Source organism: Petralouisia muris, assembly GCF_004793545.1.
Taxonomy (GTDB): domain Bacteria; phylum Bacillota; class Clostridia; order Lachnospirales; family Lachnospiraceae; genus Petralouisia; species Petralouisia muris.
Window position 1 is genome coordinate 1 of record NZ_SRYA01000039.1, and the last position, 24322, is coordinate 24322.

20 protein-coding genes, 1 tRNA gene and 1 other annotated feature are annotated in these 24322 nt (G+C 44.2%); of the genes, 20 read left to right on the forward strand and 1 reads right to left on the reverse strand.

Annotated elements, in window-relative coordinates; all coding sequences use genetic code 11:
- Positions 1-1006: 1006 nt before the first annotated feature.
- The gene (locus E5329_RS17460; protein WP_135990728.1) at positions 1007-1252 is read left to right on the forward strand and encodes a hypothetical protein; all 246 of its coding nucleotides are present in this window, start codon (positions 1007-1009) and stop codon (positions 1250-1252) included.
- Positions 1253-1756: 504 nt separating this feature from the next.
- Positions 1757-2266, forward strand: coding sequence for a tyrosine-type recombinase/integrase (locus tag E5329_RS17465; protein ID WP_135990729.1), 510 nt, complete (start codon positions 1757-1759; stop codon positions 2264-2266).
- Between the two features lie 72 nt (positions 2267-2338).
- On the opposite strand, the gene E5329_RS17470 is transcribed toward E5329_RS17465, so the two are convergent.
- Positions 2339-2421, reverse strand: a tRNA-Leu gene (locus E5329_RS17470).
- A gap of 144 nt (positions 2422-2565) precedes the next feature.
- Here E5329_RS17470 and E5329_RS17475 point away from each other — a divergent pair.
- The 18 genes from E5329_RS17475 (at position 2566) to E5329_RS17560 (ending at position 24302) form a co-directional block, all read left to right on the forward strand.
- Entirely contained in the window at positions 2566-4356 is a 1791-nt protein-coding gene (locus E5329_RS17475) for an aminopeptidase P family protein (RefSeq protein WP_135990730.1), read from the forward strand.
- A gap of 463 nt (positions 4357-4819) precedes the next feature.
- Positions 4820-7540, forward strand: a complete 2721-nt coding sequence (polA, locus tag E5329_RS17480) for a DNA polymerase I (protein WP_135990731.1) — start codon at positions 4820-4822, stop codon at positions 7538-7540.
- A gap of 25 nt (positions 7541-7565) precedes the next feature.
- Entirely contained in the window at positions 7566-10811 is a 3246-nt protein-coding gene (coaE, locus tag E5329_RS17485) for a dephospho-CoA kinase (RefSeq protein ID WP_275443408.1), read from the forward strand.
- Positions 10812-10816: 5 nt separating this feature from the next.
- On the forward strand, positions 10817-11614 hold the full coding sequence (locus tag E5329_RS17490) for an MBL fold metallo-hydrolase (protein ID WP_135990732.1): 798 nt from the start codon (positions 10817-10819) through the stop codon (positions 11612-11614).
- Positions 11615-11656: 42 nt separating this feature from the next.
- The gene (locus E5329_RS17495; protein WP_135990733.1) at positions 11657-11941 is read left to right on the forward strand and encodes an ACT domain-containing protein; all 285 of its coding nucleotides are present in this window, start codon (positions 11657-11659) and stop codon (positions 11939-11941) included.
- Between the two features lie 11 nt (positions 11942-11952).
- Positions 11953-13317 (forward strand): PFL family protein, encoded by a 1365-nt coding sequence (locus E5329_RS17500; RefSeq protein ID WP_135990734.1) that lies wholly within the window; start codon positions 11953-11955, stop codon positions 13315-13317.
- Between the two features lie 101 nt (positions 13318-13418).
- Complete coding sequence (locus tag E5329_RS17505) at positions 13419-15083, forward strand: hypothetical protein (RefSeq protein ID WP_135990735.1); 1665 nt, start codon at positions 13419-13421, stop codon at positions 15081-15083.
- Between the two features lie 19 nt (positions 15084-15102).
- Complete coding sequence (gene hisH / locus E5329_RS17510; protein WP_135990736.1) at positions 15103-15717, forward strand: imidazole glycerol phosphate synthase subunit HisH; 615 nt, start codon at positions 15103-15105, stop codon at positions 15715-15717.
- A gap of 2 nt (positions 15718-15719) precedes the next feature.
- Positions 15720-16481 carry an imidazole glycerol phosphate synthase subunit HisF gene (gene hisF, locus E5329_RS17515; RefSeq protein ID WP_135990737.1) on the forward strand — a complete coding sequence of 254 codons (762 nt, stop codon included), beginning with the start codon at positions 15720-15722 and terminating at the stop codon, positions 16479-16481.
- 78 nt (positions 16482-16559) lie between these two features.
- Positions 16560-17234, forward strand: coding sequence for a uracil-DNA glycosylase (gene ung / locus E5329_RS17520; RefSeq protein WP_135990738.1), 675 nt, complete (start codon positions 16560-16562; stop codon positions 17232-17234).
- Positions 17235-17600: 366 nt separating this feature from the next.
- The gene (cbiQ, locus tag E5329_RS17525; protein ID WP_135990739.1) at positions 17601-18419 is read left to right on the forward strand and encodes a cobalt ECF transporter T component CbiQ; all 819 of its coding nucleotides are present in this window, start codon (positions 17601-17603) and stop codon (positions 18417-18419) included.
- A 32-nt stretch (positions 18420-18451) separates the two neighbouring features.
- Positions 18452-19282 (forward strand): energy-coupling factor ABC transporter ATP-binding protein, encoded by an 831-nt coding sequence (locus tag E5329_RS17530; RefSeq protein WP_135990740.1) that lies wholly within the window; start codon positions 18452-18454, stop codon positions 19280-19282.
- A 36-nt stretch (positions 19283-19318) separates the two neighbouring features.
- Complete coding sequence (locus E5329_RS17535; RefSeq protein ID WP_135990741.1) at positions 19319-19966, forward strand: HD domain-containing protein; 648 nt, start codon at positions 19319-19321, stop codon at positions 19964-19966.
- 44 nt (positions 19967-20010) lie between these two features.
- Positions 20011-20754 (forward strand): energy-coupling factor ABC transporter permease, encoded by a 744-nt coding sequence (locus E5329_RS17540; RefSeq protein ID WP_135990742.1) that lies wholly within the window; start codon positions 20011-20013, stop codon positions 20752-20754.
- A 59-nt stretch (positions 20755-20813) separates the two neighbouring features.
- Positions 20814-21122, forward strand: coding sequence for an energy-coupling factor ABC transporter substrate-binding protein (locus E5329_RS17545; RefSeq protein WP_135990743.1), 309 nt, complete (start codon positions 20814-20816; stop codon positions 21120-21122).
- Between the two features lie 47 nt (positions 21123-21169).
- Positions 21170-21413: a binding site (T-box leader), on the forward strand.
- A gap of 164 nt (positions 21414-21577) precedes the next feature.
- On the forward strand, positions 21578-22615 hold the full coding sequence (locus E5329_RS17550; RefSeq protein WP_135990744.1) for an ABC transporter substrate-binding protein: 1038 nt from the start codon (positions 21578-21580) through the stop codon (positions 22613-22615).
- 24 nt (positions 22616-22639) lie between these two features.
- On the forward strand, positions 22640-23536 hold the full coding sequence (locus tag E5329_RS17555) for an ABC transporter permease (protein WP_135990745.1): 897 nt from the start codon (positions 22640-22642) through the stop codon (positions 23534-23536).
- On the forward strand, positions 23529-24302 hold the full coding sequence (locus tag E5329_RS17560; RefSeq protein WP_135990746.1) for an ABC transporter ATP-binding protein: 774 nt from the start codon (positions 23529-23531) through the stop codon (positions 24300-24302). The genes E5329_RS17555 and E5329_RS17560 overlap by 8 nt, the downstream gene beginning before the upstream one ends.
- Positions 24303-24322 lie beyond the last annotated feature (20 nt).

Sequence of the window (24322 nt, forward strand, 5' to 3'; positions counted from 1 at the left end):
CGGGAGGAGCGGCTTGCGGAAATTGAAGGCGCTTTACGCAAGAAATGCAAGGAAACGCCTTATGCAGAAAATATGCTGGAGATCAATGGCGCAGGTGAGAACATTCCGGCCGGAATGCTGGCGGAAATGGGAGACGTCAGCAGACAGGCACAGATAGCGGCATAGGAAACCAAAATAAGAAACATAATCCAGAACTCTGTCGAGACGCTGGCGTCAGGTGTTGGGGATTGGACAGGGCTCTGGAACAGAAACCCGTAAACGATGGGGTCTGAAATGAACCGCATCAGCAAAAAGACCGACAGGAATCTGCAGTGGCATAGCGTCCACTGGTAAAATCAGCGCCATGGCAGGTAAAAGCAGGTCGGCAACAATCAAACATAAAAAAGGAAGTTGGGACACGATCCCTTTAGACGCGGAAGGTTCATCATCATAGTTGAACAGAGGGAAAATAGCCTTCACAAAGCAAACAAAAGGGATGCTTTAACAACTATACCCATTTATCAGCTATTCGGAACATGATACTGCGATATCCATCACTTCCTGCTCTGTTTTTGAGGTAAGCAGAATCGTCAAAGCTAGAAAAATCAATAGATTTAGGCTTGACAGAATAGGAAGGAAATCCTTGCCGGGCAGGCCTATCGGGAATACACGGGGCTGATTGAAGAATTGAACGAAATGAAACAGGAATACGTGGAATTAATTAAGGAAATGACAGAAATGAAAGAAAAGATGAAACGCAAATGTAAGTGAATATAAGCAATGCAGATTATTTGTAGACTGTGAATAAATATGGGGCAGTATGCAGCAATGTCACTGAACCAAACATTTTGATGGACACATTATATTATTGAAGAAACAGAAACTAAAAACGCATCACGCATTCATATGAAAGTATAGAACTTTGAGGAAATATAAATTCACATGCGGCAGGAAAAAGAATCCTGCTGCATGTTCCATATAAAATAGAAAAAATGAACAACAGAGGTGACGAAACATAGAAGACAGTATGAAAAAAGAAACCCTGCAATATGGCCAGAGCACGGAAATCTTGCAGTTTATCATAAAAAGTGGTATGCTTGACTTACACGATGTACAGGATAGCATGGAAGCTATGAAGAGAGATGAATTATTAAAGAAGCATCAATACAAAATCTGGCAGGGCAAGGATGGAAAATGGTATACATATCTGCCGGATGATAAGAAAGGGAGAGTGAAGAAGAAAAAAGTTCAAAGAAAGAGATTGAGAATGTAGTTATGGAATACTACAAAAATCTAAAAACGGAACCTATCATATTTAAGGAAAGATATAATGTATGGATTCAAAGACAATTGGATTGTGGTGTTTCAAATAATACGATGAATAGATATAATTGTGATTATGTTAGATTTTTTGAAAATAGCACAATTGAATTTATGGACATTTCTAAAATCGATGATGAAATCTTACATTGTTTCCTGAATTAATAGGATTAAGCAAAAAGAATTGTCCTATCGGGCAGTGAAATCCATGTTTGGGATATTGAATGGAATTTTTCAAAAGGCACAGAAAGACAAAATAATCCATGTAAATCCGTGTGAAAGTATAGATTTCCCGGTATTAAAGGAGCATTGTAAAGTTCAGATAGGAAAAACAGCAGAGGAAAGAGTTGTATCGGATGAACAAATGAAGTTATTGTACGATATTATCACACAGGATCATATGAATAAACCAAACTATATTCCGCCGTATGCAATAGAATTAGTCTCATAAGCTGGAATGAGAGCTGGCGAATTGGCAGGTTTGATTTGGGAAAACGTTAATTTCAAAGAAAAATACATTTTGGTCGCTAGATCTGAAAAGTATGACAGGGAAAAGAAAGAGTATTTTATAGATACAACCAAAAACGCAAAACCGCGGTTTATTCTATTGGGCAAGGAAATAGAAATATTGCTAAAGCAGATTAAAAAGGTTGAGACAGGTTATGGATATTTATGTGAGTACGTTTTTGCAAATGGAAATGGACGGATTCATGCAAGAGTGATATACGATTGTATGAGGAATAAATGCATTCAGGCAGGAATCCAGGCGAAAAGCATACATGCGTTAAGACGTACAATTAATTCAAAGATGCGTTGTGAAGGAGTTTCTTCTATTGTTGCATCTTCTATCCTTGGACATACAGAAAAGGTTAATAATTCGAATTATGCCTATGATGTGTCTGACAAGCAGTATAAAATTAATGTAATTTCAAACATCAACAGGGAGATTACGCAGGCGGTGAAATAGAGTTCTCAAAAAATCAGAACACAAAAAATGCCAAACCTCTTATTTTCCAAGGAGTTCAGCATCTAAAAGAACTGCCGGCAGCGGGACTTGAACCCGCACGTGGTTGCCCACAACAGATTTTGAGTCTGCCTCGTCTGCCATTCCGACACGCCGACATATTGTTCATCCGAACAAAATATATATTACCATAGATAGGAAAAAAAAGCAAGTACTTTTTTAAATGTTTCTGCATTGAATGAAATTGAGGAACGTGGTAGAATAAGAGCGGTAAAAAATTTTCAGAAAAAAGGAGAATACAGGTGACAGCAGAGAGAATTGAAGCGCTCAGAGCAGAGATGCGAAAGAGAAAAATTGACATGTATATTGTGCCTACCTCTGATTTTCATGAATCAGAATACGTGGGAGATTATTTTAAAGCCAGGAAATATATCACAGGATTTACCGGTTCAGCAGGAACTGCCGTGATTACGGAAACGGAAGCAGGACTGTGGGCGGACGGCAGATATTTTATTCAGGCAGAACGCCAGCTGGCAGGAAGTCCGGTAATCCTGTATCGGATGGGAGAAGAAGGCGTTCCCACCGTGAAAGAATATGTAGAGAAGAATCTTCCTGAGAAGGGCTGCCTTGGCTTTGATGGCCGTGTGATAAATGCCAAAGACGGGGAAGATTATGAAAAAGCTGCATCAGATAAACAGGGAAGTGTTTATGTGTCAGAGGATCTGGTGGGCATTATCTGGAAAGAACGGCCGCAGCTTCCTAAGAATCCGGTGTTCGTGCTGGAGGAAATTTATGCGGGGGAAAGAACGGCAGATAAGCTGAAGAGACTGAGGGAAAAAATGACGGAAAAAAAAGCCAGCATCCATATCCTTACCTCCTTGTATGATATTGCGTGGCTCTTTAACATTCGCGGCGGCGATATCGATCATGTGCCGGTAGTGCTGTCTTTTGCAGCGGTGACGGAGAAAGAAAGCTATTGGTTCATTCATGAGGAGACGTTGGATGAAAAACTGCGCAGCTATTGCAGGGATAATCAGATTATCCTCAAGCCTTATGAAGAAATTTATGCTTATGCAGAGCAAATTCCGGAGACTGAAACAGTTTTGCTGGATAAGAATATTGTAAATTACCGTATTTTTCATAATCTGAAATCCGGGGTAAAGGTGGTGCAGGAGCCTAACCCAACAGAATTGATGAAAGCAATTAAAAATGAGACTGAGCTTTCGAATATTCGGAATGCACATGTAAAAGACGGAGTTGCTTTTACCAAATTCATGTATTGGTTAAAGACGAATATTGGAAAGCAGAAAATTACAGAGATTTCTGCTTCAGATTATCTGGAAGAGAGAAGAAAAGAACAGGAATTGTTTGTGGATTTGAGTTTTGATACCATCAGTGCATATGGAGCAAATGCAGCTATGATGCATTATACGGCAACGCCAAAGACGGATGCGGAACTGAAACCAGAAGGATTCTTGCTGGTGGATTCCGGCGGGCATTATCTGGATGGAAGTACGGATATTACCAGAACCATGGCCCTTGGAGCTTTAACGGAAGAAGAGAAATTCCACTTTACCACCGTATGCCGTTCCAATCTGAATCTTGCTTCGGCGAAATTCCTATACGGCTGCCGGGGGCTGAATCTTGATATTTTGTCCAGAGGTCCGCTATGGAATCTGGGCCTGGATTACAAATGCGGGACAGGCCATGGAATCGGATATCTTTTGAATGTCCATGAGGGTCCGAATGGGTTCCGTTGGAAAATCGTACCAGAGCGGGGGGACAGCTGCGTGCTGGAGGAAGGCATGGTTACCACCGATGAGCCGGGGGTTTATCTGGAAGGAAAGTATGGCATCCGGACAGAAAATGAGTTGATCTGCAAGAAAGCAGAGAAGAATGAATACGGACAGTTTATGGAATTTGAAACCGTTACTTATGCACCCATTGATCTGGATGCAATTCTTCCGGAGGAAATGACGGCTTCTGAGAGAAATTTACTGAATCATTACCATGAAATGGTGTATGAAAAGATTTCTCCGTTTCTGACAGAAGAAGAACGGGAATGGCTGAAGGTTTATACCAGAGCTATATGATAGGTATTATTTCAGCGGTGTAATAGCAGCGTTTCTACTTATCTGAATTTCGTTGGCATTTAACCGCCGGAGTAATAGAATTGCTGCTGCGCTGAGTGTTTTTAAACACACGTTATAATTCAGGCAGCAGCAATTTATATTTTGGAAGACCGTCGAAACAATCACCGCATTTGTTCTATTATGTTTTCCGATACAAGGGAGTAAAATGTAATCGTGTACTTAAAATGATTTGCAATTGGCAGTTCTCAGGCAAGAATCCGTTTTATCATATCAGCTAATTTATTCAATGCAAACACCTCTGATAATATTATATAAAACTACATCACACTTCCCCAAAAAGCGTAAAGAATTATATTTTTTGCTATTTCGTGAATTAATAACTTTTAAATCTGAGGCATTTGGTGTAAAATAGAAATGATTATGGGTAAAAGCGGAAATATTTTTTAATAGAAGGAATCAGTGTATGAGTAAGAAAATAGTTTTGATTGACGGACACAGTATTCTCAACCGGGCATTTTTCGGGATACCGGATTTGACCAATGGAGAAGGGCTCCATACCAATGCTGTGTATGGGTTTTTGAATATTTTGTTTCGGATACTGGAAGAGGAAAAACCGGATTATTTGACGGTGGCCTTTGATGTGCACGCCCCCACATTCCGGCATAAAATGTATGAGGCCTATAAAGGCACGAGAAAACCCATGGCAGAGGAATTACGGCAGCAGGTTCCGGTGATAAAGGAAGTGCTGCAGGCCATGGGCGTTGTGATTGTGGAGCAGGAGGGTTATGAGGCAGACGATATTTTAGGAACCCTTGCAGTGCAATGTGAGGAAGAAGGGCTTCAGGTATCCCTGGTGTCCGGAGACCGGGATTTACTGCAGCTTGCCAGTGAGCGTATCAAGATCCGCATTCCCAAAACAAAACGCACCGGAACGGAAATTGAAGATTATTATGCAGCGGATGTGAAAGAAAAATATCAGGTGACCCCGAAAGAATTTATCGATGTAAAGGCATTGATGGGGGACACTGCGGACAATATTCCGGGGGTGCCAGGCATAGGAGAAAAGACGGCTACGGCATTGATTGTTTCCTATGGAAGTATTGAAAACGCCTATGCGCATGTGGATGAGATTAAGCCTCCAAGGGCTCAGAACAATCTGCGGGAGCATTACGAACAGGCGCAGATGAGCAAAACTCTGGCAACCATTGAAGTGAATGCGCCCATCGAATATCACCTGGAGGAGGCCGCGCTTGGGGATTTGTTTACGCCGGAGGCTTATGTATGGCTGAAGAAGCTGGAATTTAAGAACATGCTGAGCCGTTTTCAGGTGGAAACTCCGGCTGTTTCCATGGAACAGTATTTTATAGAAGTAACAGAGTTGTCAGAGGCGAAGCAGGTCTTCCAGGAGGCGGGAGAGGCGGAACGGATTGGATTTTCCCTTTTGGCGGACGCAGAGGGCGCAGAGCCGGAAGGTCAGATGACATTGGATAGTTTTCTTCAGAATGACAGAGAAGCGGCAGAGAAAAAAGCCGAAGGAATTCTTGGAATTTCCCTTGCATTTGGAAAGGAGAAAATATTTTATCTGCGGGCGGGAGAACATATGGCAGGCAAATGGCTTGTGGAACAGCTTCTCGCACTGCTGCAGAAGGTAAAGTCGGCAGCTACCTTTGATTTGAAATCCCAGCTGTCCTGGCTTTCCATTCCGAGGGAACTTAGAAATAAAATTTCAGATGTTTTAATCAGCGCCTATCTGATAAATCCTCTGAAAAGTGACTATACCTATGATGATATAGCCAAAGAGTATCTGGATTTGATGATTCCGTCACGGATAGATTTGCTGGGAAAGCTGCCGCTTTTTCAGGCGTCCCTGGAAAAAAGGAAAGAGTTGTTTCAGTATGGGGCTTTTCTGGCGGCAGTGCCCTTTCAGGCGTCAGAGAAGCTGGAACAGAAGCTGAAGGATACAGGAATGCAGCAGCTTTTTTGGGAAATAGAAATGCCTCTGACCTATACCCTGTATGAGATGGAGCAAGAAGGCGTTCAGGTAAACGGGGAAGCATTGAAATCCTACGGCGAGAATCTTTCTGAAAAAATTATAGAGCTGGAGCGGGAAATTTATCAGGAGGCAGGCGAGGAATTTAATATCAATTCTCCGAAACAGCTTGGGGTGATCCTCTTTGATAAATTGAAAATGCCCTATGGCAAGAAAACAAAAACAGGATATTCCACTGCGGCAGATGTATTGGAGAAGCTGGCGGGAGATTACCCTCTGGTGTCAAAGATTTTAGAGTACCGCCAGCTCACAAAGCTGAAATCCACCTATGCAGAGGGCCTTGCCAATTATATTGAAGAGGATGGGAGGATACGTTCCACCTTTCATCAGACTATTACAGCTACCGGAAGGCTCAGCAGTGCAGAACCGAATCTGCAGAATATTCCCATTCGGATGGAACTGGGACGGCAGATCCGGAAGGTATTTATTCCCAGAGAGGGGTGCGTGCTGATAGATGCAGATTATTCCCAGATTGAGCTGCGGGTGCTTGCCCATATGTCAGGCGATGAGAACCTGATCGGCGCTTACCGCAAAGCTCAGGATATTCACAGAATTACAGCATCCCAGGTATTTCATGTTCCCTTTGAAGAAGTGACCTCCCTGCAGCGGAGGAACGCCAAGGCTGTAAATTTCGGAATTGTATATGGAATCAGTTCTTTTGGGTTAAGCCAGGATCTGAGCATTACCAAAAAGGAAGCAGCCGGGTATATTGAGTCGTATTTTGAGACGTATCCGGGAGTGAAGCGCTTTTTGGATCAGCTGGTGAAGGATGCGAAGGAAAAGGGATACGTTTCCACCATATTTGGCAGGAGAAGGCCGGTGCCGGAACTGTCCTCAGGCAATTTTATGCAGAGGTCCTTCGGAGAGCGGGTGGCAATGAATGCGCCTATTCAGGGAACAGCCGCGGATATTATCAAGATAGCAATGATCCGGGTCAATGAGTCTCTTAAGGATAAGGGATTGCGTTCCCGGCTGATTCTGCAGGTCCATGATGAATTGCTGATTGAAGCATGGGAAGAGGAAATGGAACAGGTGGAAGAAATTTTAAAGCAGGAAATGGAAAACGCCGCCGTCCTTTCCGTCCAGTTGGAAATCGATATGAAACATGGAAAAGACTGGTATGAAGCACATTAAAAAATAGATAAAGGAGTTTTGACATATGCAGGTAATAGGAATTACTGGTGGAGTTGGAGCAGGAAAATCTGCCATTCTGGAGTATTTGGAGCAAAATTACAGAGTGAAAAATCTCATCGCAGACAAAATAGCCAAAAGGCTGATGGAACCGGGAAGCGAGTGTTACCGGAAATTGCTGAAATTCCTTCCGGTAGAGGTATATAATGACGATGAGACTATTAACCGGGGAGCCTTGTCAGCGGCAATTTTCAGTTCCGATGAACTGCGCAGCCGGGTTAATGAGGTAATGCACCCTGCTGTAAAAGAATACATTATCGGGCAGATTGCAGAGCAGGAGCGTATGGGAATCCTGGATTATGTAATTATAGAAGCTGCTCTTTTGATTGAAGAAAATTACGAGGAAATCTGCGATGAATTGTGGTATGTGCGGACTTCCGAAGAAATCAGGAAAAAGAGGATTATGCGTTCCAGAGGGTATTCCGAGGAGCAGGTGGAGAGTATGTTTAAGAGCCAGCTTTCTGACAGTGAGTACCGAAAGCACTGCCAGGTGGTGATTGAGAATGACGGAACCAGGGAAGAGACATTCTATCAGGTTGCCCAGGCAATTAAGCAGAAGGGGGAATTAAATAAGATGGAACAGCAGTTAAATGGGGTTCCGCTGGTCTTCGGGCTGGATATTGGCACCAGAAATGTAGTAGGCACGGTTGGATATAAAGACGAAGATGATTTCTATGTGATTGCCCAATATATGAAGGAACATGAGACGCGTTCCATGCTGGACGGACAGATTCATGATATTGGACGAGTGGGACGGACAATTAATACGGTGAAACAAGCACTGGAGGAGCAGAGCCATTTTTCTTTAAGTGAAGTGTGTATTGCAGCGGCAGGACGTGTGTTGAAAACAGTCACAACTACAGTGGAATACAGCTTTGAGGAAGAAGTGGTAGTGACTGGGGAAGATGTGCATACCCTGGATTTGCTGGGAATTGAGAAAGCACAGCAGATTTTAAATGAAAACAACGATACGAATTTCAAATTTTACTGCGTGGGATATTCCGTGGTGAAATATTACCTGAACGGAGATATTTTTTCCAACCTGGAGGGACATAAAGCAGAGGTGGTCAGTGCGGATATTATCGTGACCTTCCTGCCGGAAGACGTGGTGGACGGCCTGTATTCTGCCGTGGGGCTTGCAGGCCTGAAAGTGGCAAGCCTTACCCTGGAGCCGATTGCAGCCATCAATGTGGCAATTCCAGAAACCTTCCGTATGCTGAATATTGCATTGGTGGACGTAGGCGCAGGCACCAGCGATATTTCTGTAACAAGAGACGGCAGCATTATAGCCTATGGCATGATCCCCTGCGCAGGAGATGAGATTACAGAACTTTTGGTGCAGCATTATCTGGTGGATTTCAAGACGGCAGAGCATATTAAGTTAAGCTCCACCACGGAAAAAGAAATTGAATATCAGGATATTATGATGATTAAGCATACCATAACGGCAGAGGAAGTATGGGATTTGATTCAGCCGCTGGTATTCCGCCTGACAGAAGATATCGCAGCGAAAATTAAGGAATTAAACGGCGGGGAAACCGTAAGCGCTACCTTTGTGGTAGGAGGCGGCGGCAAGGTGCATGGATTCGTGGAGCACCTGGCTTCTGAGCTGGAGCTTCCGCTGGAGCGTGTGGCGTTAAGAGGGGAAGAAGTACTGCAGGAAATCCATTTTGAGCAGGAAGAAATTAAGAAAGATCCTCTGTTGGTAACGCCCATTGGCATTTGCATCAGCTATTATGATCAAAAGAATAATTTTGTCTTTGTGCGGTTTAACGGCGAGAGAATTAAATTATATGATAACAACAAACTGACCATAGTAGACGCAGCGCTGCGGGCAGGATTCCCCAATGATCAGCTTTTCCCCAGAAGAGGAAAGGAAATCAATTTCTATGTAAATGGAAAGAAACGGATTGTCCGGGGAGAGCCTGGGGAATCTGCCGTGGTTCGGGTGAATGGCAGGATAACCAGCATCAACGCCACGTTAGAACCTAACAGTGATATTGTAATTGAGCCTTCCACTGTGGGAGAAGCAGCCGTGTGTCGGTTAGAAGAGCTGGAAGAATACGGCAGAGTTGTCATTACCTTCGAAGTAAACGGCAGAATGATTACTTGTCCGAAATTTGCGGAGGTAAACGGCAGCCTGGAGCCGCCCTATTACGAAATTCAGGAAAATGACTGGGTAGAAATGCGCGGATTTTATACCGTTGCCCAAATCATGGAGTTTATGGATGTGGAAATTGATTTGGACGGCGAAATCCTTGTAAATAACAAGCCGGCAGATCTGGATACCCAGGTGTATGAGAATTTCTCAGTAGAATGGGAAGTGATTACCTATCGGACGCCTTTGGCAGAGATTGAGAATGTGTACGGCAGACCCTTAGAGGAGTCAGAGATGACAGCAGATGAGTTGGCAGAAGAGCTCAAGGCAGAGGAGACAGAGATACCAGAAGAGCCGAAAGCTGTAGCAGAACCAGAAGTTTTAGAGAAAGCCCAAGCTCCAACAGGGAAAGTTATGACTAAACAGGCAGAAACGCCAATAGAACGGAATATTATGGAAGAAGGGGCAGGAACTTCAAAAGAACGGAAGATTATGGGAGAACAGCCAGAGGTTCCAAAAGAACAGAAAGTTATGGAAGAACAGCCAGAGAAAACAGAGGAAATGAAAGTTTCCCAAAAACAGCCGGAGAATCTGGAAGAAGAATCTGAAAAAGAGACAGAAAGTACCAAAGAAGTGTTGCTCAAAGAGCCGGAAGCATCCAGAGAGGTACGGATAAGAGAAACAGAGACTTCCCGGGAAGTGGTGGTACGAGAACCGGAAGAAACCAGCGAAGCCACAGAAAAAGAACCGGATTCTTCTCAAACGCTTAAGAAACAGGAAGAGGAAGAGTTGACCCAGGAAGAGTTAGAGGAAAAATATCTGCAGTCTCAGCAAACGGTAGAAAGTGATATCCGTCCAACCATCCGAAAGAAACCGGAAGCCAAAATTGTGAAGGAGAAACCGGCAGGGGTTTCCTTGCAGGTAATTGTAAATAATGCGGCAGTTACTTTGACTGGAAAAGCTTCCTATGTGTTTGTAGACGTATTTGACGCCATAGCATTTGATTTGAATGCTGGAAAAGGAAGGGCGATTGTTACTAAGCTGAATGGTGAAGTGCCTTCTTATACTGCTCCTCTTAAGTATGGGGATGTGGTGGAAATTTACTGGGAGGATTAAAGGCTATGAGGTTGTGCAGCATTGCAAGCGGCAGCAGCGGGAACTGCATTTTTGCCGGAACGGAGACAACAAGCCTTCTGATTGACGCCGGGATCAGCGGAAAACGCATAGAAGCGGGATTAAATGAGATTGGCTGTACTGCCAGGGAAGCAGACGGAATTCTGGTTACCCATGAACATGCAGATCATATCAGCGGCTTGGGCGTTATGTCCCGAAGGTTTGGGATTCCCATTTATGCCACGAAGGGAACCAGGGAAGCAATTGTAAAGTGTAAAAGCGTTGGTGAGATACCGGAGGAATTGTTTCGGGAAATTGAGCCGGATCGGGAGTTTTCCATTGGGGATATTACAGTAAGCCCCATTGGCGTCTCCCATGACGCTGCCATGCCCACAGCTTTTCTTTTGCGCCAGGGGGAAAAATCTATGGCTGTCATGACAGATCTTGGAATGTATGACAGCTATATCATAGAAAAGCTTCAGAACCTGGACGTGCTGCTGCTGGAAGCAAATCATGATGTGCATATGCTGCAGGTAGGAACCTATCCTTACTATTTGAAGCAGCGTATTTTAGGGGATAAGGGACATTTATCCAATGAATTATCCGGCCGGCTGTTAAGCGAAGTGCTTCATGATAACTTCAAAACAGTGATTTTGGGGCACTTGAGCAAGGAAAATAATTACGAAAAGCTGGCCTATGAAACAGTGCGGCTGGAAATTGATATGGCAGAAAACCATTACCGGGCCAAAGATTTCCCGATTTATGTAGCAAAACGCGATATGGTTTCGGATGTGATTGAATTTTAGAACAGAATGTGCCCCGCACATGAAATGGAGGATGAAAAGAGAATGGAGCAGAAGTCAGACAGAACAATTATCACAGTGGTAGGAAAAGACACGGTAGGAATTATTGCCGGCGTATGTACATATCTTGCGGAAAACGATATCAATGTGCTGGATATCAGTCAGACAATCGTGCAGGGATTTTTTAATATGATGATGATTGTAGATATGAAAAAAGCATCGAAGCCCTTTGGACAGTGCGCCAAAGAACTGGAGCAGGTTGGGGAAAAAATCGGCGTGTCCATTAAGTGTCAAAGAGAAGAAATATTTAATAAAATGCACAGAATTTAAGGAGCAGAGCGATGATAAATATCTGGGAAGTAAAAGAAACCAATAAAATGATTGAGCAGGAAAATCTGGATGTCCGCACCATTACGTTGGGAATCAGCTTGTTGGATTGTATTGATTCTGACTTGGAGCAGTTAAACAAAAATATTTATAATAAAATTACCAGAGTTGCCGCGAAGCTGGTGGAAACAGGAACAGAAATTGAACGTGATTACTGTATTCCTGTGGTAAACAAGCGAATTTCCGTAACGCCTGCGGCGCTGATTGGGCAGGCCGCCTGCAGGACGCCGGAAGATTTTGTAACCATTGCTAAAACGTTGGATCGCGCAGCAAAGACAGTGGGGGTTAATTTTATTGGCGGATATTCTGCATTGGTGTCGAAAGGGATGACAAAAGGAGATGAAAATCTGATTCGTTCCATTCCCAAAGCCCTTTCCGTCACAGAGCGGGTGTGCAGTTCCGTCAATGTGGGCTCCACCAAAACCGGGATTGATATGGATGCTGTGAAATTAATGGGAGAAATTGTACTGCAGACTGCTGAATATACGAAAGAAAATGATTCCCTTGGCTGTGCAAAGCTGGTAATTTTTTGCAATGCGCCGGATGACAATCCCTTTATGGCCGGTGCCTTTCATGGCGTAACGGAGGCGGATGCGATTATCAATGTAGGGGTTTCCGGCCCGGGAGTGGTAAAAAAATCACTGGAACAGGTGCGGGGTGAGAATTTTGAAGTGCTCTGTGAAACCATCAAGAAGACGGCTTTTAAGATTACCCGCGTAGGGCAGCTTGTAGCCCAGGAAGCCAGCAGGAGAATGGGGATTCCCTTCGGCATTATTGATTTGTCTTTGGCTCCTACGCCGGCAGTAGGCGATTCTGTAGCTGAGATTTTAGAGGAAATCGGCCTGGAATATGCTGGAGCTCCCGGTACCACGGCAGCTTTGGCTCTGTTGAATGATCAGGTAAAAAAAGGCGGAATTATGGCGTCTTCCTATGTAGGCGGATTAAGCGGCGCATTTATTCCGGTCAGTGAAGATCAGGGCATGATAGATGCAGTGGAAGCGGGAGCGCTGACTTTGGAGAAATTAGAGGCCATGACCTGTGTCTGTTCTGTAGGGCTTGACATGATTGCCGTTCCGGGAGATCTTCCGCCTTCTACAATTTCTGGAATTATTGCAGACGAAATGGCAATTGGTATGATTAACCAGAAAACAACAGCAGTGCGGCTGATTCCAGTGATTGGAAAGGGAATTGGAGAAACGGTTGAATTTGGAGGTCTTTTAGGCCATGCTCCGGTGATGCCCGTAAATAAATACGGTTGTGAAGCATTTATCAGCCGCGGAGGCAGGATACCGGCGCCGATACATAGTTTTAAGAATTAGATTTGTGTATTGCCGAAAGATGTGATATAATTTACTCTGAGAGTTAGTTGCAGGGCTCCAACAGAGTTGGGAGGAGACCTGAGGGTTGCCTGGAGGCTCTGATGGAGTTGCGAGGAGACCGGAAGAATAAATCACCGGAGGTGGAATCTTTGAACGAGAGAGAAGATTATCTGGATAGACTGTTACGGGGAGTAGAGGATGATCCAGAAGAATTCCAGGGGTCAGAGGAAGATTTCTTAGAGGAGTTTAACAGTTCTTTTTCTGAAGATGATGAAAATGATTTTCTGCAGGAATTCGAAAGAAGCAAGAACAAAGCAGATTCAGAGTCCGATTTGGATATGGACTTTGATCTGGAAGATATTGATAATATCGTAAGTAATGTAAAAAATGGAACACTGGATGATATGGACCAGATAGATACTCTTGACGAGATAGATACTCTTGACGAGATAGATACTATTGGTGATATTGATACGTTCGGTGAAATTGATAACCTGGGAGAAGAGGATTTATCCATTGACGAGACCCTGCAGAATTTTCCGGAGGAGGATCCGGTATTGGATCAGATAGAGCCGGAGTTTGAGGCACAAGAATCCGAATTTGAGTCAGAGAATCAGGAATTTATGGTAAATACCATGGGTGATGCGGATATGCTTGGATTTGGAGAAGAAGACGCCGAACAGGGAATGGAAGATATGTTTTCTGATATGGGAGAAGAAGGAGAGGCAGATAATATGCCGGAAGATGAACTGGAATCCATAGCCAGAGATCTTGCAAAAGAGATCGGAGACCTGGGAATTGGAAGCAATGACGAGAGCGAAAGCGAAAAAGATAATAAGAAAGAATTAGAGCAGGTTTTGCTGGAAGAGGAACCAGAAAAGGGCAAGAAGGGAAAAAAGAAGAAAGAAGATCCGAATGGAAAGAAGCCGGGATTATTGAAACGGATATCATTGGCTCTTTTTGGAGAAGATGAAGAAGAGGAATCCGGCGAGGTTCCCCAAAATGCTGATATAGACAATCTTTCAGATGAAAATATGGAGATTCTGAGAGAGTTGGATGGGAAGAAGGGGAAGAAGGAAAAAGACGAGAAAGCCCTGAAAGCTCAGAAGAAAAAGGAGAAAAAGGCGCAGAAAGACCAGAAGAAGGCCGAAAAGAAGCAGGCGAAGGCCGAGAAGAAGGCGCAAAAGGAAAAGGAAAAACAGGCCAAACCGAAAAAAGAAAAGAAACCCAAGGTCGTGGAGAAATCAAAGCCTCTTCCGAAAAAGCCTGTGTTTATGATAATGTTGGTGGGAGCTTCCCTGGTGGTTTTGATTTATCTGGTTACCACCCAGGTTGGTTATTCCTTGGACATTGCCAATGCAAAGGAGTATTATGAGAATGGGGATTATGTGGAAGCATACACCTGTTTTACTCAGGGCGCAAAAGTGAAGGCAGTGGATGAAGAGTTATATAACAAGGCAAAGTATACCGCTTATGTACAGCAGCAGCTTCGGAGTTATTACACGTATCAGGAACAGGAACTGTATACGGAATCCTTAAACGCTCTGATTTGCGGCGTGGGAAGATACGATAAAAATGCGTCGGATGCTGCCAAGGCGGGAGCAGCCGCAGAATATGACAATATGCTTGCGGAACTGGAGAAATTACTGTCAGAGAAATTTGGCATGACCCTGGATCAGGCAAGAGAATTGTATGCCGTTCATGATAAAGAAGATTATACATACATGCTTTATGATATCATTAACAGTCTGGGGCTTCTAAAATAACGATGGACAGGTGTGCGAGATGATAGCGATTATTGATTATGATGCAGGAAACCTGAGAAGCGTGGAAAAAGCTTTGAAATTTCTGGGGGAAGAAAGTGTCGTTACCAGAGACAGGAGAGAGATTCTGGAAGCAGACAAAATCATTCTTCCAGGAGTGGGCGCTTTCGGGGAAGCCATGGATCATTTGAAAAAATACGAATTGGATAAAGTAATACAGGAAGCAGTTCACAGACAAAAGCCGTTTCTCGGCATCTGCCTGGGATTGCAGTTGTTGTTTGAGGGCAGTGAAGAGAGCGGCGGTGTGGAAGGGCTGAATATTTTGGAAGGACAGATTTTGAAGATACCGGATGCACCGGGGATGAAGATTCCTCATATAGGCTGGAATTCTCTGCATTTACAGAATCAGGGCAGACTGTTTGAGGGAATACCGGAAGGAACCTTTGTATATTTTGTACATTCCTTTTATTTAAAGGCAAAAGAAGAAAGTATTGTAAAGGCTTCTGCAGATTACGGTGTGACGATTCACGCTTCTGTGGAACAGGGGACGGTATTTGCCTGCCAGTTTCATCCGGAAAAAAGCAGTTCCATGGGCCTTAAGGTACTGCAGAATTTTGCAAAAGCAGGGGAGGTGTAAGGGTGTTTACAAAAAGAATTATCCCCTGCCTGGATGTCCATGGCGGGCGCGTGGTAAAAGGCGTTAATTTTGTGAATCTTAAAGATGCCGGAGATCCGGTAGAGATTGCGGCGGCTTATGACAGAGCTGGGGCGGATGAATTGGTGTTTTTGGATATTACCGCTTCTTCTGACGCCAGAAATACAGTAGTGGATATGGTGCGACGGGTGGCTGAGACAGTTTTTATTCCTTTTACAGTCGGCGGAGGAATCCGTACGGTGGAAGATTTTAAAGTATTGCTTCGGGAAGGGGCAGATAAAATTTCCATTAATTCTTCTGCCATTAACACACCGAAATTGATTCAGGATGCGGCCGATAAATTTGGCAGCCAGTGCGTAGTGGTAGCCATAGACGCCAGGCGGCGAGAGGATGGCAGCGGTTGGAATGTATATAAAAACGGCGGCCGGATAGATACCGGCCTGGATGCGGTGGAATGGGCAAAGAAAGCAAATATGCTGGGGGCCGGAGAGATTCTTCTGACCAGCATGGATTGTGACGGAACAAAGGCCGGGTATGATCTGGAGCTGACCAGAGCCATTGCGGATTGCGTTACCATACCAGTGATTGCGTCAGGGGGTGCAGGAACCGAAGAACATTTCAAGGAGGCGCTGACAGAAGGAGGCGCAGATGCAGCCCTGGCAGCGTCTCTGTTTCACTATAAAGAATTGGAAATTATGGAACTGAAAGAATATCTGGCAGAACAACAGATACCGGTAAGATTATAGCAGTCAGCGTTTTTCTGCCGCAGGAAGCGCATATGCAGAAAATGATGCCGGTGAGAGGATAAAAAGGAGCAGGATACTATGGGAATGCTGGAAAATGACTGGGTGGAGGCTGTCGGAGAGGAATTTAAGAAGCCTTACTACGCAAAGCTTTATAAATTTGTAAAGGAGGAGTACAATACGAGGGTCATATATCCTCCTGCAGATGATATTTTTAACGCCTTGCATTTAACGGCTTTAAAGGATGTTAAGGTACTGATTCTGGGGCAGGATCCCTATCACAATGAAGGGCAGGCCCACGGGCTTTGCTTTTCGGTAAAGCCGGGAGTGGAACCGCCTCCCTCCTTGGAAAATATTTATAAAGAGCTGCATGAAGATCTGGGATGTGAGATACCGAACAACGGTTATCTGGTAAAATGGGCCAGGCAGGGAGTTTTAATGCTGAATACGGTGCTTACTGTCCGGGCGCATCAGGCCAATTCTCATCAGGGGCAGGGCTGGGAACAGTTTACAGATGCGATTATTCATGCAGTTAATGCACAGGACAGGCCCATTGTTTCTATGCTGTGGGGCAGGCCGGCGCAAAGCAAGGGGGCTATGCTGACCAATCCCAATCATTTGATTTTGAAAGCTCCCCATCCAAGCCCCTTGTCGGCATACCGGGGATTTTTCGGATGCAGGCATTTCAGCCAGGCCAATGAATTTTTAAAAACTCATGGGGTGGAGCCCATTGACTGGCAGATTGAAAATATTTAACAGGAATCCTAGAAATATTTGTTAAATATCTGAAAAATATTGCCAAATCAGGATAGGGATGCTATACTGTACATAGCTGAAAATGAAAGGTTTTTCAACGGCGCTGGTTCTTATGATTATTCTGTATCTACAAAAGCATGCATGATTGATTGTTATACGCAGAATGAGGCAAGCGAAGCGAATACTTACGGTAAGAGCAGAGCATATCAAAATAATTATTCTTGTATTATAATTATTTTGATAGAAGTAATTATAATAGCTGCATTGAGACGTAGGTTGTGAGAATAGAGAGAACTGTTGATAGGCAGTTCTTTTTTTCATCTTATAAGAAAGACTGCGCTATTGTTACAGGAAAGGAAAACAGATATGAAATTGCAGAATTTTCGGAGGCCCAGACGGCATCGCCAGTTCCATGGAACAGGCAGCATGGATTATTATGCTGCTCAGTCGGAACTAAGAAATTGGAATGGCAGTTATAAGGTAATCGCTGCCTGCATGGTTTTGCTGCTGTGTCTTATTTTGAACCAGTTGGAAATTTCTGTCACAGTAATTGTTTCTATGGGAATTGTAAATATATGGGGCAATCAGGTATCTTTTCGTGACTATGCAGGCTTTTTGAAAATTCCCATGGCATTCCTGCTGCTGGGGAGCGGGGTAATTGCTTTTGGAATTTCAAAATATCCGTTAGGAGATTTCAGGATATCCCTGCACTGGCGTTATCTCTGTATTTCAGACGAAGGGATAAGACAGGCTTTGGAACTATTTTTTAAATCTATGGGCGCTGTAAGCACCATGTATTTTCTGGCATTGTCTACTCCGGCAGGAGAGTTGGCAGGCATATTGAGAAAAGCCCATGTTCCCAAAGTGGTTGTGGAATTAATGCATATGATTTATCGCTTTATTTTTATTCTTACAAAGGTACAGGGAAATATGAAGGCAGCTGCCGTATCCAGGCTTGGGTATGTGGATTTTAAAACTTCCTGCCGTTCGTTTGGACAGACGGGAGGAAATCTTTTTTTGCTGTCTCTGAGGAAGGCAAATACATATTATGACGCTATGGTTTCCAGGGGATATGAAGGGGAACTTGTTTTCTGGGAAGAAGAGAAACCGGTAAAACTGTGGCAGGTTGGAATTCTGGCTATGTATGCAGCAGGATTGGTTTTCCTGTATTTCTGGGTAAAATAAGCATAAAAGCGGGACAGAGGAAGGGAGAAGGCTTGGAAAGTAATACAGAAGAAATTTTACGGACAGAGCGGTTGACTTATGAATATCAGCCGGGAAGTCCGGCATTGCGGGAACTGAGCATTTCTATCAGTCAGGGAGAGAAAATTGCTGTGATGGGTTCCAATGGGGCAGGAAAATCCACATTTTTTTTAAATTTGAACGGCGTGCTTCTGCCTACAGAAGGAACCATCTTTTATCGAGGGAAGCGGATTGGAAAAAAGGACCTGAATGATTTGAGAAAGCATGTGGGGTTTGTATTTCAGGATGCAGACAATCAGATTATTGCTTCGAGTGTTCAGGCAGAAGTGGCCTTTGGTCCAGTGAATCTGAAATTACCGAAAGGAGAAATTGAAAAAAGAGTTACCCGGGCTTTGGAATATATGGATCTTTTGGAATATCGGGAGCGGCCGCCCCATTATTTAAGCGGCGGCGAGAAGAAACGGGTCAGTATCGCCGATATCATTGCCATGAAGCCGGAGGTAATATTGTTTGATGAACCTACTGCAGCGCTGGATCCTTTGAGCGGAGACATGTTAGAGGAAGTGCTGGATAAATTGTCGGGGGAAGGGAAAACTTTGCTGATTTCCACCCATGATGTGGATTTTGCTTACCGCTGGGCGCAGCGGATTCTGGTTTTTGACAAAGGAGGACTGATAGCAGACAGCAATACTTTAGAGGTTTTCCGGCAGGAGGAAGTTTTAAAAAGAGCGCATTTGAAGAAACCGCAAATGCTTACGGTATATGAAACCCTGCTGCGTAAGAATCTGATACGCCCGGACAGTTATCCCAGGCAGGCGAAGGAGTTGGCAGAGACATTGATGTGATAAAGATTGTTTATTTTGGCAGAGAGGAGTTGCAGCATGAGGAGAGAAAGGTATACGGAATATTTGGAATATGTGAAAGAATATCTTACAAAACACGGCGGAATGGTTTCTCCCAATCCGAGACATCCTTTCCGCTGCCGGTTTCAGCATACGATTCGTGTTCTGCACTGGTGCTTTCGGCTTGCGGAAGGGCTGGAGCAGGTGGAGGAAGAGGTATTATATACAGCGGCAATTTTTCACGATATTGGTTATTCCGACGGAGAAAATGACCGGCATGCCCTGCGCAGCGGACAGGCGTTTCATGAATATGCGCTGAATCGGCAGATGAACGCAGAGTTTCGGGAGAAAGTGGAAAAGCTGATTTATGCCCATTCCAACAAGGCTTTGCTGAAAAATAAAAACGTCAGCCTGGAACTGATTTTGCTGATGGAAGCGGATTTGCTGGATGAGGAAGGGGCCATGGGAATTGTGTGGGATTGTATGAGTATGGGAAATATCCATGCGTCCAGTTATGCAGCGGCTTATTATCACATTATGGAGAATTCTAATAAGAAGGAGCCTAATCCTATGGTAACGGAAAAGGCAAAAGTTTTCTGGGAGGAAAAGAAACGTGTGGTTTCTGAATTTGCAGATATTCTTGCAGAGGATTTGATGATAGGAAGCCCGTATTTTGATATTTACTGATAATGCCGTATAAAAGCGTTTACGAACCGGAAAGGAGAAAATTTATGAAGAACCAACAGAAAAAACGATTTGTTTTAGTCATTGCCGTATTTGCAGCCTTTGCAATAGCGCCGGCTGCTAATGCCATGCACATTATGGAGGGATATCTGCCGATACGTTTTTGTATTGCTTGGGGAGTCATATGTGTTCCGTTTCTGATTATGGGATTTTTCTCAATCAGAAATAAGCTGCAGGAAAATCCAAAGAATATTACCATACTTGCCATGTCCGGAGCGTTTATTTTTGTGATCTCTTCTTTGAAAATTCCTTCGGTAACGGGAAGCTGTTCCCACATGACGGGAACCGGTTTGGGAGCAATTTTGTTTGGGCCAGGCGCAGTCAGTATTCTTGGAGTTATCGTATTGATTTTTCAGGCTATTTTGTTGGCGCATGGAGGTTTGACAAGCCTGGGAGCAAATACCTTTTCCATGGCAGTCGCAGGGCCTTTTTTGTCTTACGGCATATATAAGCTTTGCAGGAAATGCAGAGTAAACCGCAGGGTCAGTGTATTTCTGGCGGCAGCTTTTGGAGATCTTTTTACTTACTGCGTCACCAGCATTCAGCTTGCAGTTGCTTATCCCTCTGAGAATGGCGGGATTCTGGCGTCAGCAGGAAAATTTTTGACGGTATTTGCACCAACGCAGCTTCCCCTTGCAGTGGTAGAGGGGCTTTTGACAATGATTATTATGATTACCCTGGAAAATTACGCCAGGTCTGAATTGAAAAATGTTGGATATCTGGAAAATTGATGAGAATTATTATAATTTGTGTGAAGCAGACCCATTGTCATACATAGGAGGTATACAGTATGAAGAGTTCGGATAAAAAAATAATAGCGGCAGTTCTGGTGGCAGTACTGTTGATCATAGCAGTTCCCTTGCTGTTGCTAAGAGGTGCGGAATTCGGCGGCTCCGATGATGCTGGAAGTCAGGCCATTGAAGCCATTGCCGATGATTATGAGCCATGGTTTACGCCTGTTTTGGAGACTTTAATCGGAGGAGAGCTGCCGGGAGAAGTAGAAAGTCTGATGTTTTGTATTCAGACAGGAATTGGCGTAGGAATTATTGCTTTTCTTATGGGACGATTTGTGGAACGAAAAAAATGGGAAAATCAATAAAAACTCTTGACATTACTTCGCTATCGTAGTAAAGTATAACGCATATAGAGAAACCGATGAAAAAGAGTAGTAAGTTCTGGTTGAAATTACAGAGAGCTGTATAGGGTGGAATTACAGTATGGAGACCTGAATGGAATGGACTTTTGAGGGCGGTCTGAACTCGTAATGGAAGTAGGAGCCGCCGGGAACCGGACCCGTTATCAACCCGGCATGTATGATAGTACATGAGAGAGTGGACATTTGTCAATTTGAGTGGTACCGCGATAATAAGAATTTATTACCGTCTCAAGCGTTAGCTTGAGGCGGTTTTCTTTTATTAAGAAGGCTAAAATATGAAAGTTCGCGACTTTCTTATAAGATAAAAGTCCTCCGGGCAGGATGTGGGCTTGTGTGCATTGTTCATGAAAACCCTTTTTCATTGGTTTTTCAAAAAATAAGAAAATGAGGAAAACACTATGAAAAGAAAAACACTTGCAATTTTAACCACAATTACAATGATGGCAGCCATATTTACAGGTTGCGGCAGTAACGGCGCAAAAGGAGCGGCAGAAGCCGACAGTGGAAAAGGCGAAGAAGAGTTTTATACCATCGGCATTTCCCAGTTTGCGGAACACGGCTCTTTAGATAACTGCCGGGAAGGATTTATAAAGGGATTGGCAGAAGAGGGCATTGTGGAAGGGGAAAATCTGAAAGTGATTTACGACAATGCCCAGACGGATACGGGAACAGCCAGTACGATAGCGGAAGGGTTTGTTTCCCAGAAAACAGATTTGATCTGTGCCATTGCAACGCCCTGCGCTATGAGTGCATATAATGCATGTATGGAGACAGATATCCCGGTGGTGTATACGGCGGTTTCAGATCCGGCAGAGGCAGGCCTTGCAGATGAAGAAGGCAATCCAGTTGGAAATATTACGGGTTCCTCCGATGTGCTTCCGGTAAAAGCTCAGCTGGAAATGATTCGCAGCTTATTGCCTAAAGCAGAGAAAATCGGGATTATCTACACTACCAGCGAGGCCAATTCCCTCAGCACCATTGCCACATACAAAGAACTGGCAGGAGACTATGGATTTGAGATTGTGGATTCCGGCATTACCGCACCTTCCGAGGTGGAAATGGCAGCCGCAGATCTGGTTACCCGGGTAGACTGCCTGACGAATCTGACAGACAATACGGTGGTAGACGCCCTGCAGACGGTGCTGGCTGCGGCCAATGAAAAGAAGATTCCGATATTCGGAAGCGAAATTGAGCAGGTGAAATCCGGCTGTGTGGCTTCCATGGGAATTGAATATGTGGAGTTGGGCAGACAGACCGGAGTGATGGCGGCAAAAATCCTCAAGGGAGAGGCAAAGGCAGAAGAAACGCCCTTTATCTCAGCCACAGAAGCAGAACTTTATGTCAATACAGCCGCTGCAGATAAAATAGGAATGGCATTGGATGAAAACGATGTAAAGGATGCGGCAGAAACTTTTAATGAAATAACGGCAGAATAAGAAAAAGACAGATGGAGTGATAATATGATGCTGATTTTAAGTGTACTGGAACAGGGGCTTATTTATGGAGTAATGGCATTAGGAGTGTATATTACCTATAAAATCCTGGATTTTCCGGACCTGACCGTGGATGGCAGCTTTCCTATGGGGGCTGCTATTGCAGCGGTGATGATAACAGAAGGAATCCATCCGCTTTTGACCCTTCCGGTTAGTTTTGGAGCGGGAGCGTTTGTGGGGATATTAACCGGGCTGATTCATGTAAAATTGAAGGTGCGGGATTTGCTTTCCGGCATAATCATGATGACGGCACTGTATACTGTTAATTTGAGAATTACTGGTAAGGCAAATGTCCCTCTGTACAACAAAGCAACTGTTTTTGACAACCGGTTTACCGAGGGAATTGCAGGAAATGCATTGGCGCCTGCTGCCACATTGCTGGGAATCGCAGTGATTGCCATATTGGTGAAATATCTTTTGGACTGGTATCTAAGCACTCATTCCGGATATTTGCTGCAGGCCGTGGGAGATAATGATGTATTTGTTACATCTATGGGAGTGGATAAAGGCAGGGTAAAAATGATTGGCCTTGCCATTGCCAACGGGCTTACCGCTTTAGGAGGCTGTCTGTTTGCACAGCAGCAGAGGTTTTTTGATATTTCCATGGGAACAGGGACCGTAGTCATTGGGCTGGCCAGCGTGATTATCGGAACCAGCCTGTTAAAAAAAGCGACGCTGCTTCGGGTGACCAGCAGCGTAATCATTGGTTCCATACTCTATAAAGCCTGCGTGGCTTTGGCTCTCCGCTATATGAAGGTAATTAATCTGCAGTCCAAGGATTTAAAGCTGGTAACATCAGTTCTGTTTTTACTGATTCTGGTAATTGCAAATGAGAGAAGGAAGAAGGTGAAAAAGAATGCTTGAATTGAAAAATATTACGAAACATTACAATCCGGGAACGGTAAATGAGCTGTGTTTGTTTGAGCATTTTAACCTTGTGATTCCGGATCGGCAGTTTATGTCTGTGGTAGGCAGCAATGGTTCCGGAAAGACCTCTATGCTGAATCTGATTTGCGGAAGCATAGAGGCGGACGCAGGGCAGATTCTGGTAAATGGAAAGGATATTACCGGCAAAAAAGATTTTGAGCGCCACAGGAAGATTGGAAGAGTATTTCAGGACCCGGCCAAGGGCACCTGCCCTTCCATGACGATTTTTGAAAATATGTCCATTGCAGATCATAAGGGAAAAGGATACGGGCTGGGGCAGGGAAAGAATAAGAAGAAAGCCGAGAAATACCGGGAGATGCTGCAAAGCCTGAATTTGGGGCTGGAAGATAAAATGGAAACAAAGGCAGGAGCTCTTTCCGGCGGACAGCGGCAGACTCTGGCATTGCTTATGGCAACAATGACGCCCATTGAATTCCTGATTCTGGATGAACATACGGCGGCTTTAGATCCCAGAACCGCAGAGCTTGTCATGGAATTGACAGGGAAAATTGTAAAACAGAAGCAGGTCACTACAATTATGGTTACCCATAATCTTCGGTATGCGGTGGAATACGGGGATCGCCTCCTAATGATGCATCAGGGAACTGCAGTAATGGATTTTGCAGGAGAAGAAAAGGCAAAGCTGAAGGTGGAGGATATTCTTAGGACATTTAATGAAATCAGTATTGAATGCGGGAATTAGCCGGCAGTGCGTTCTATTGC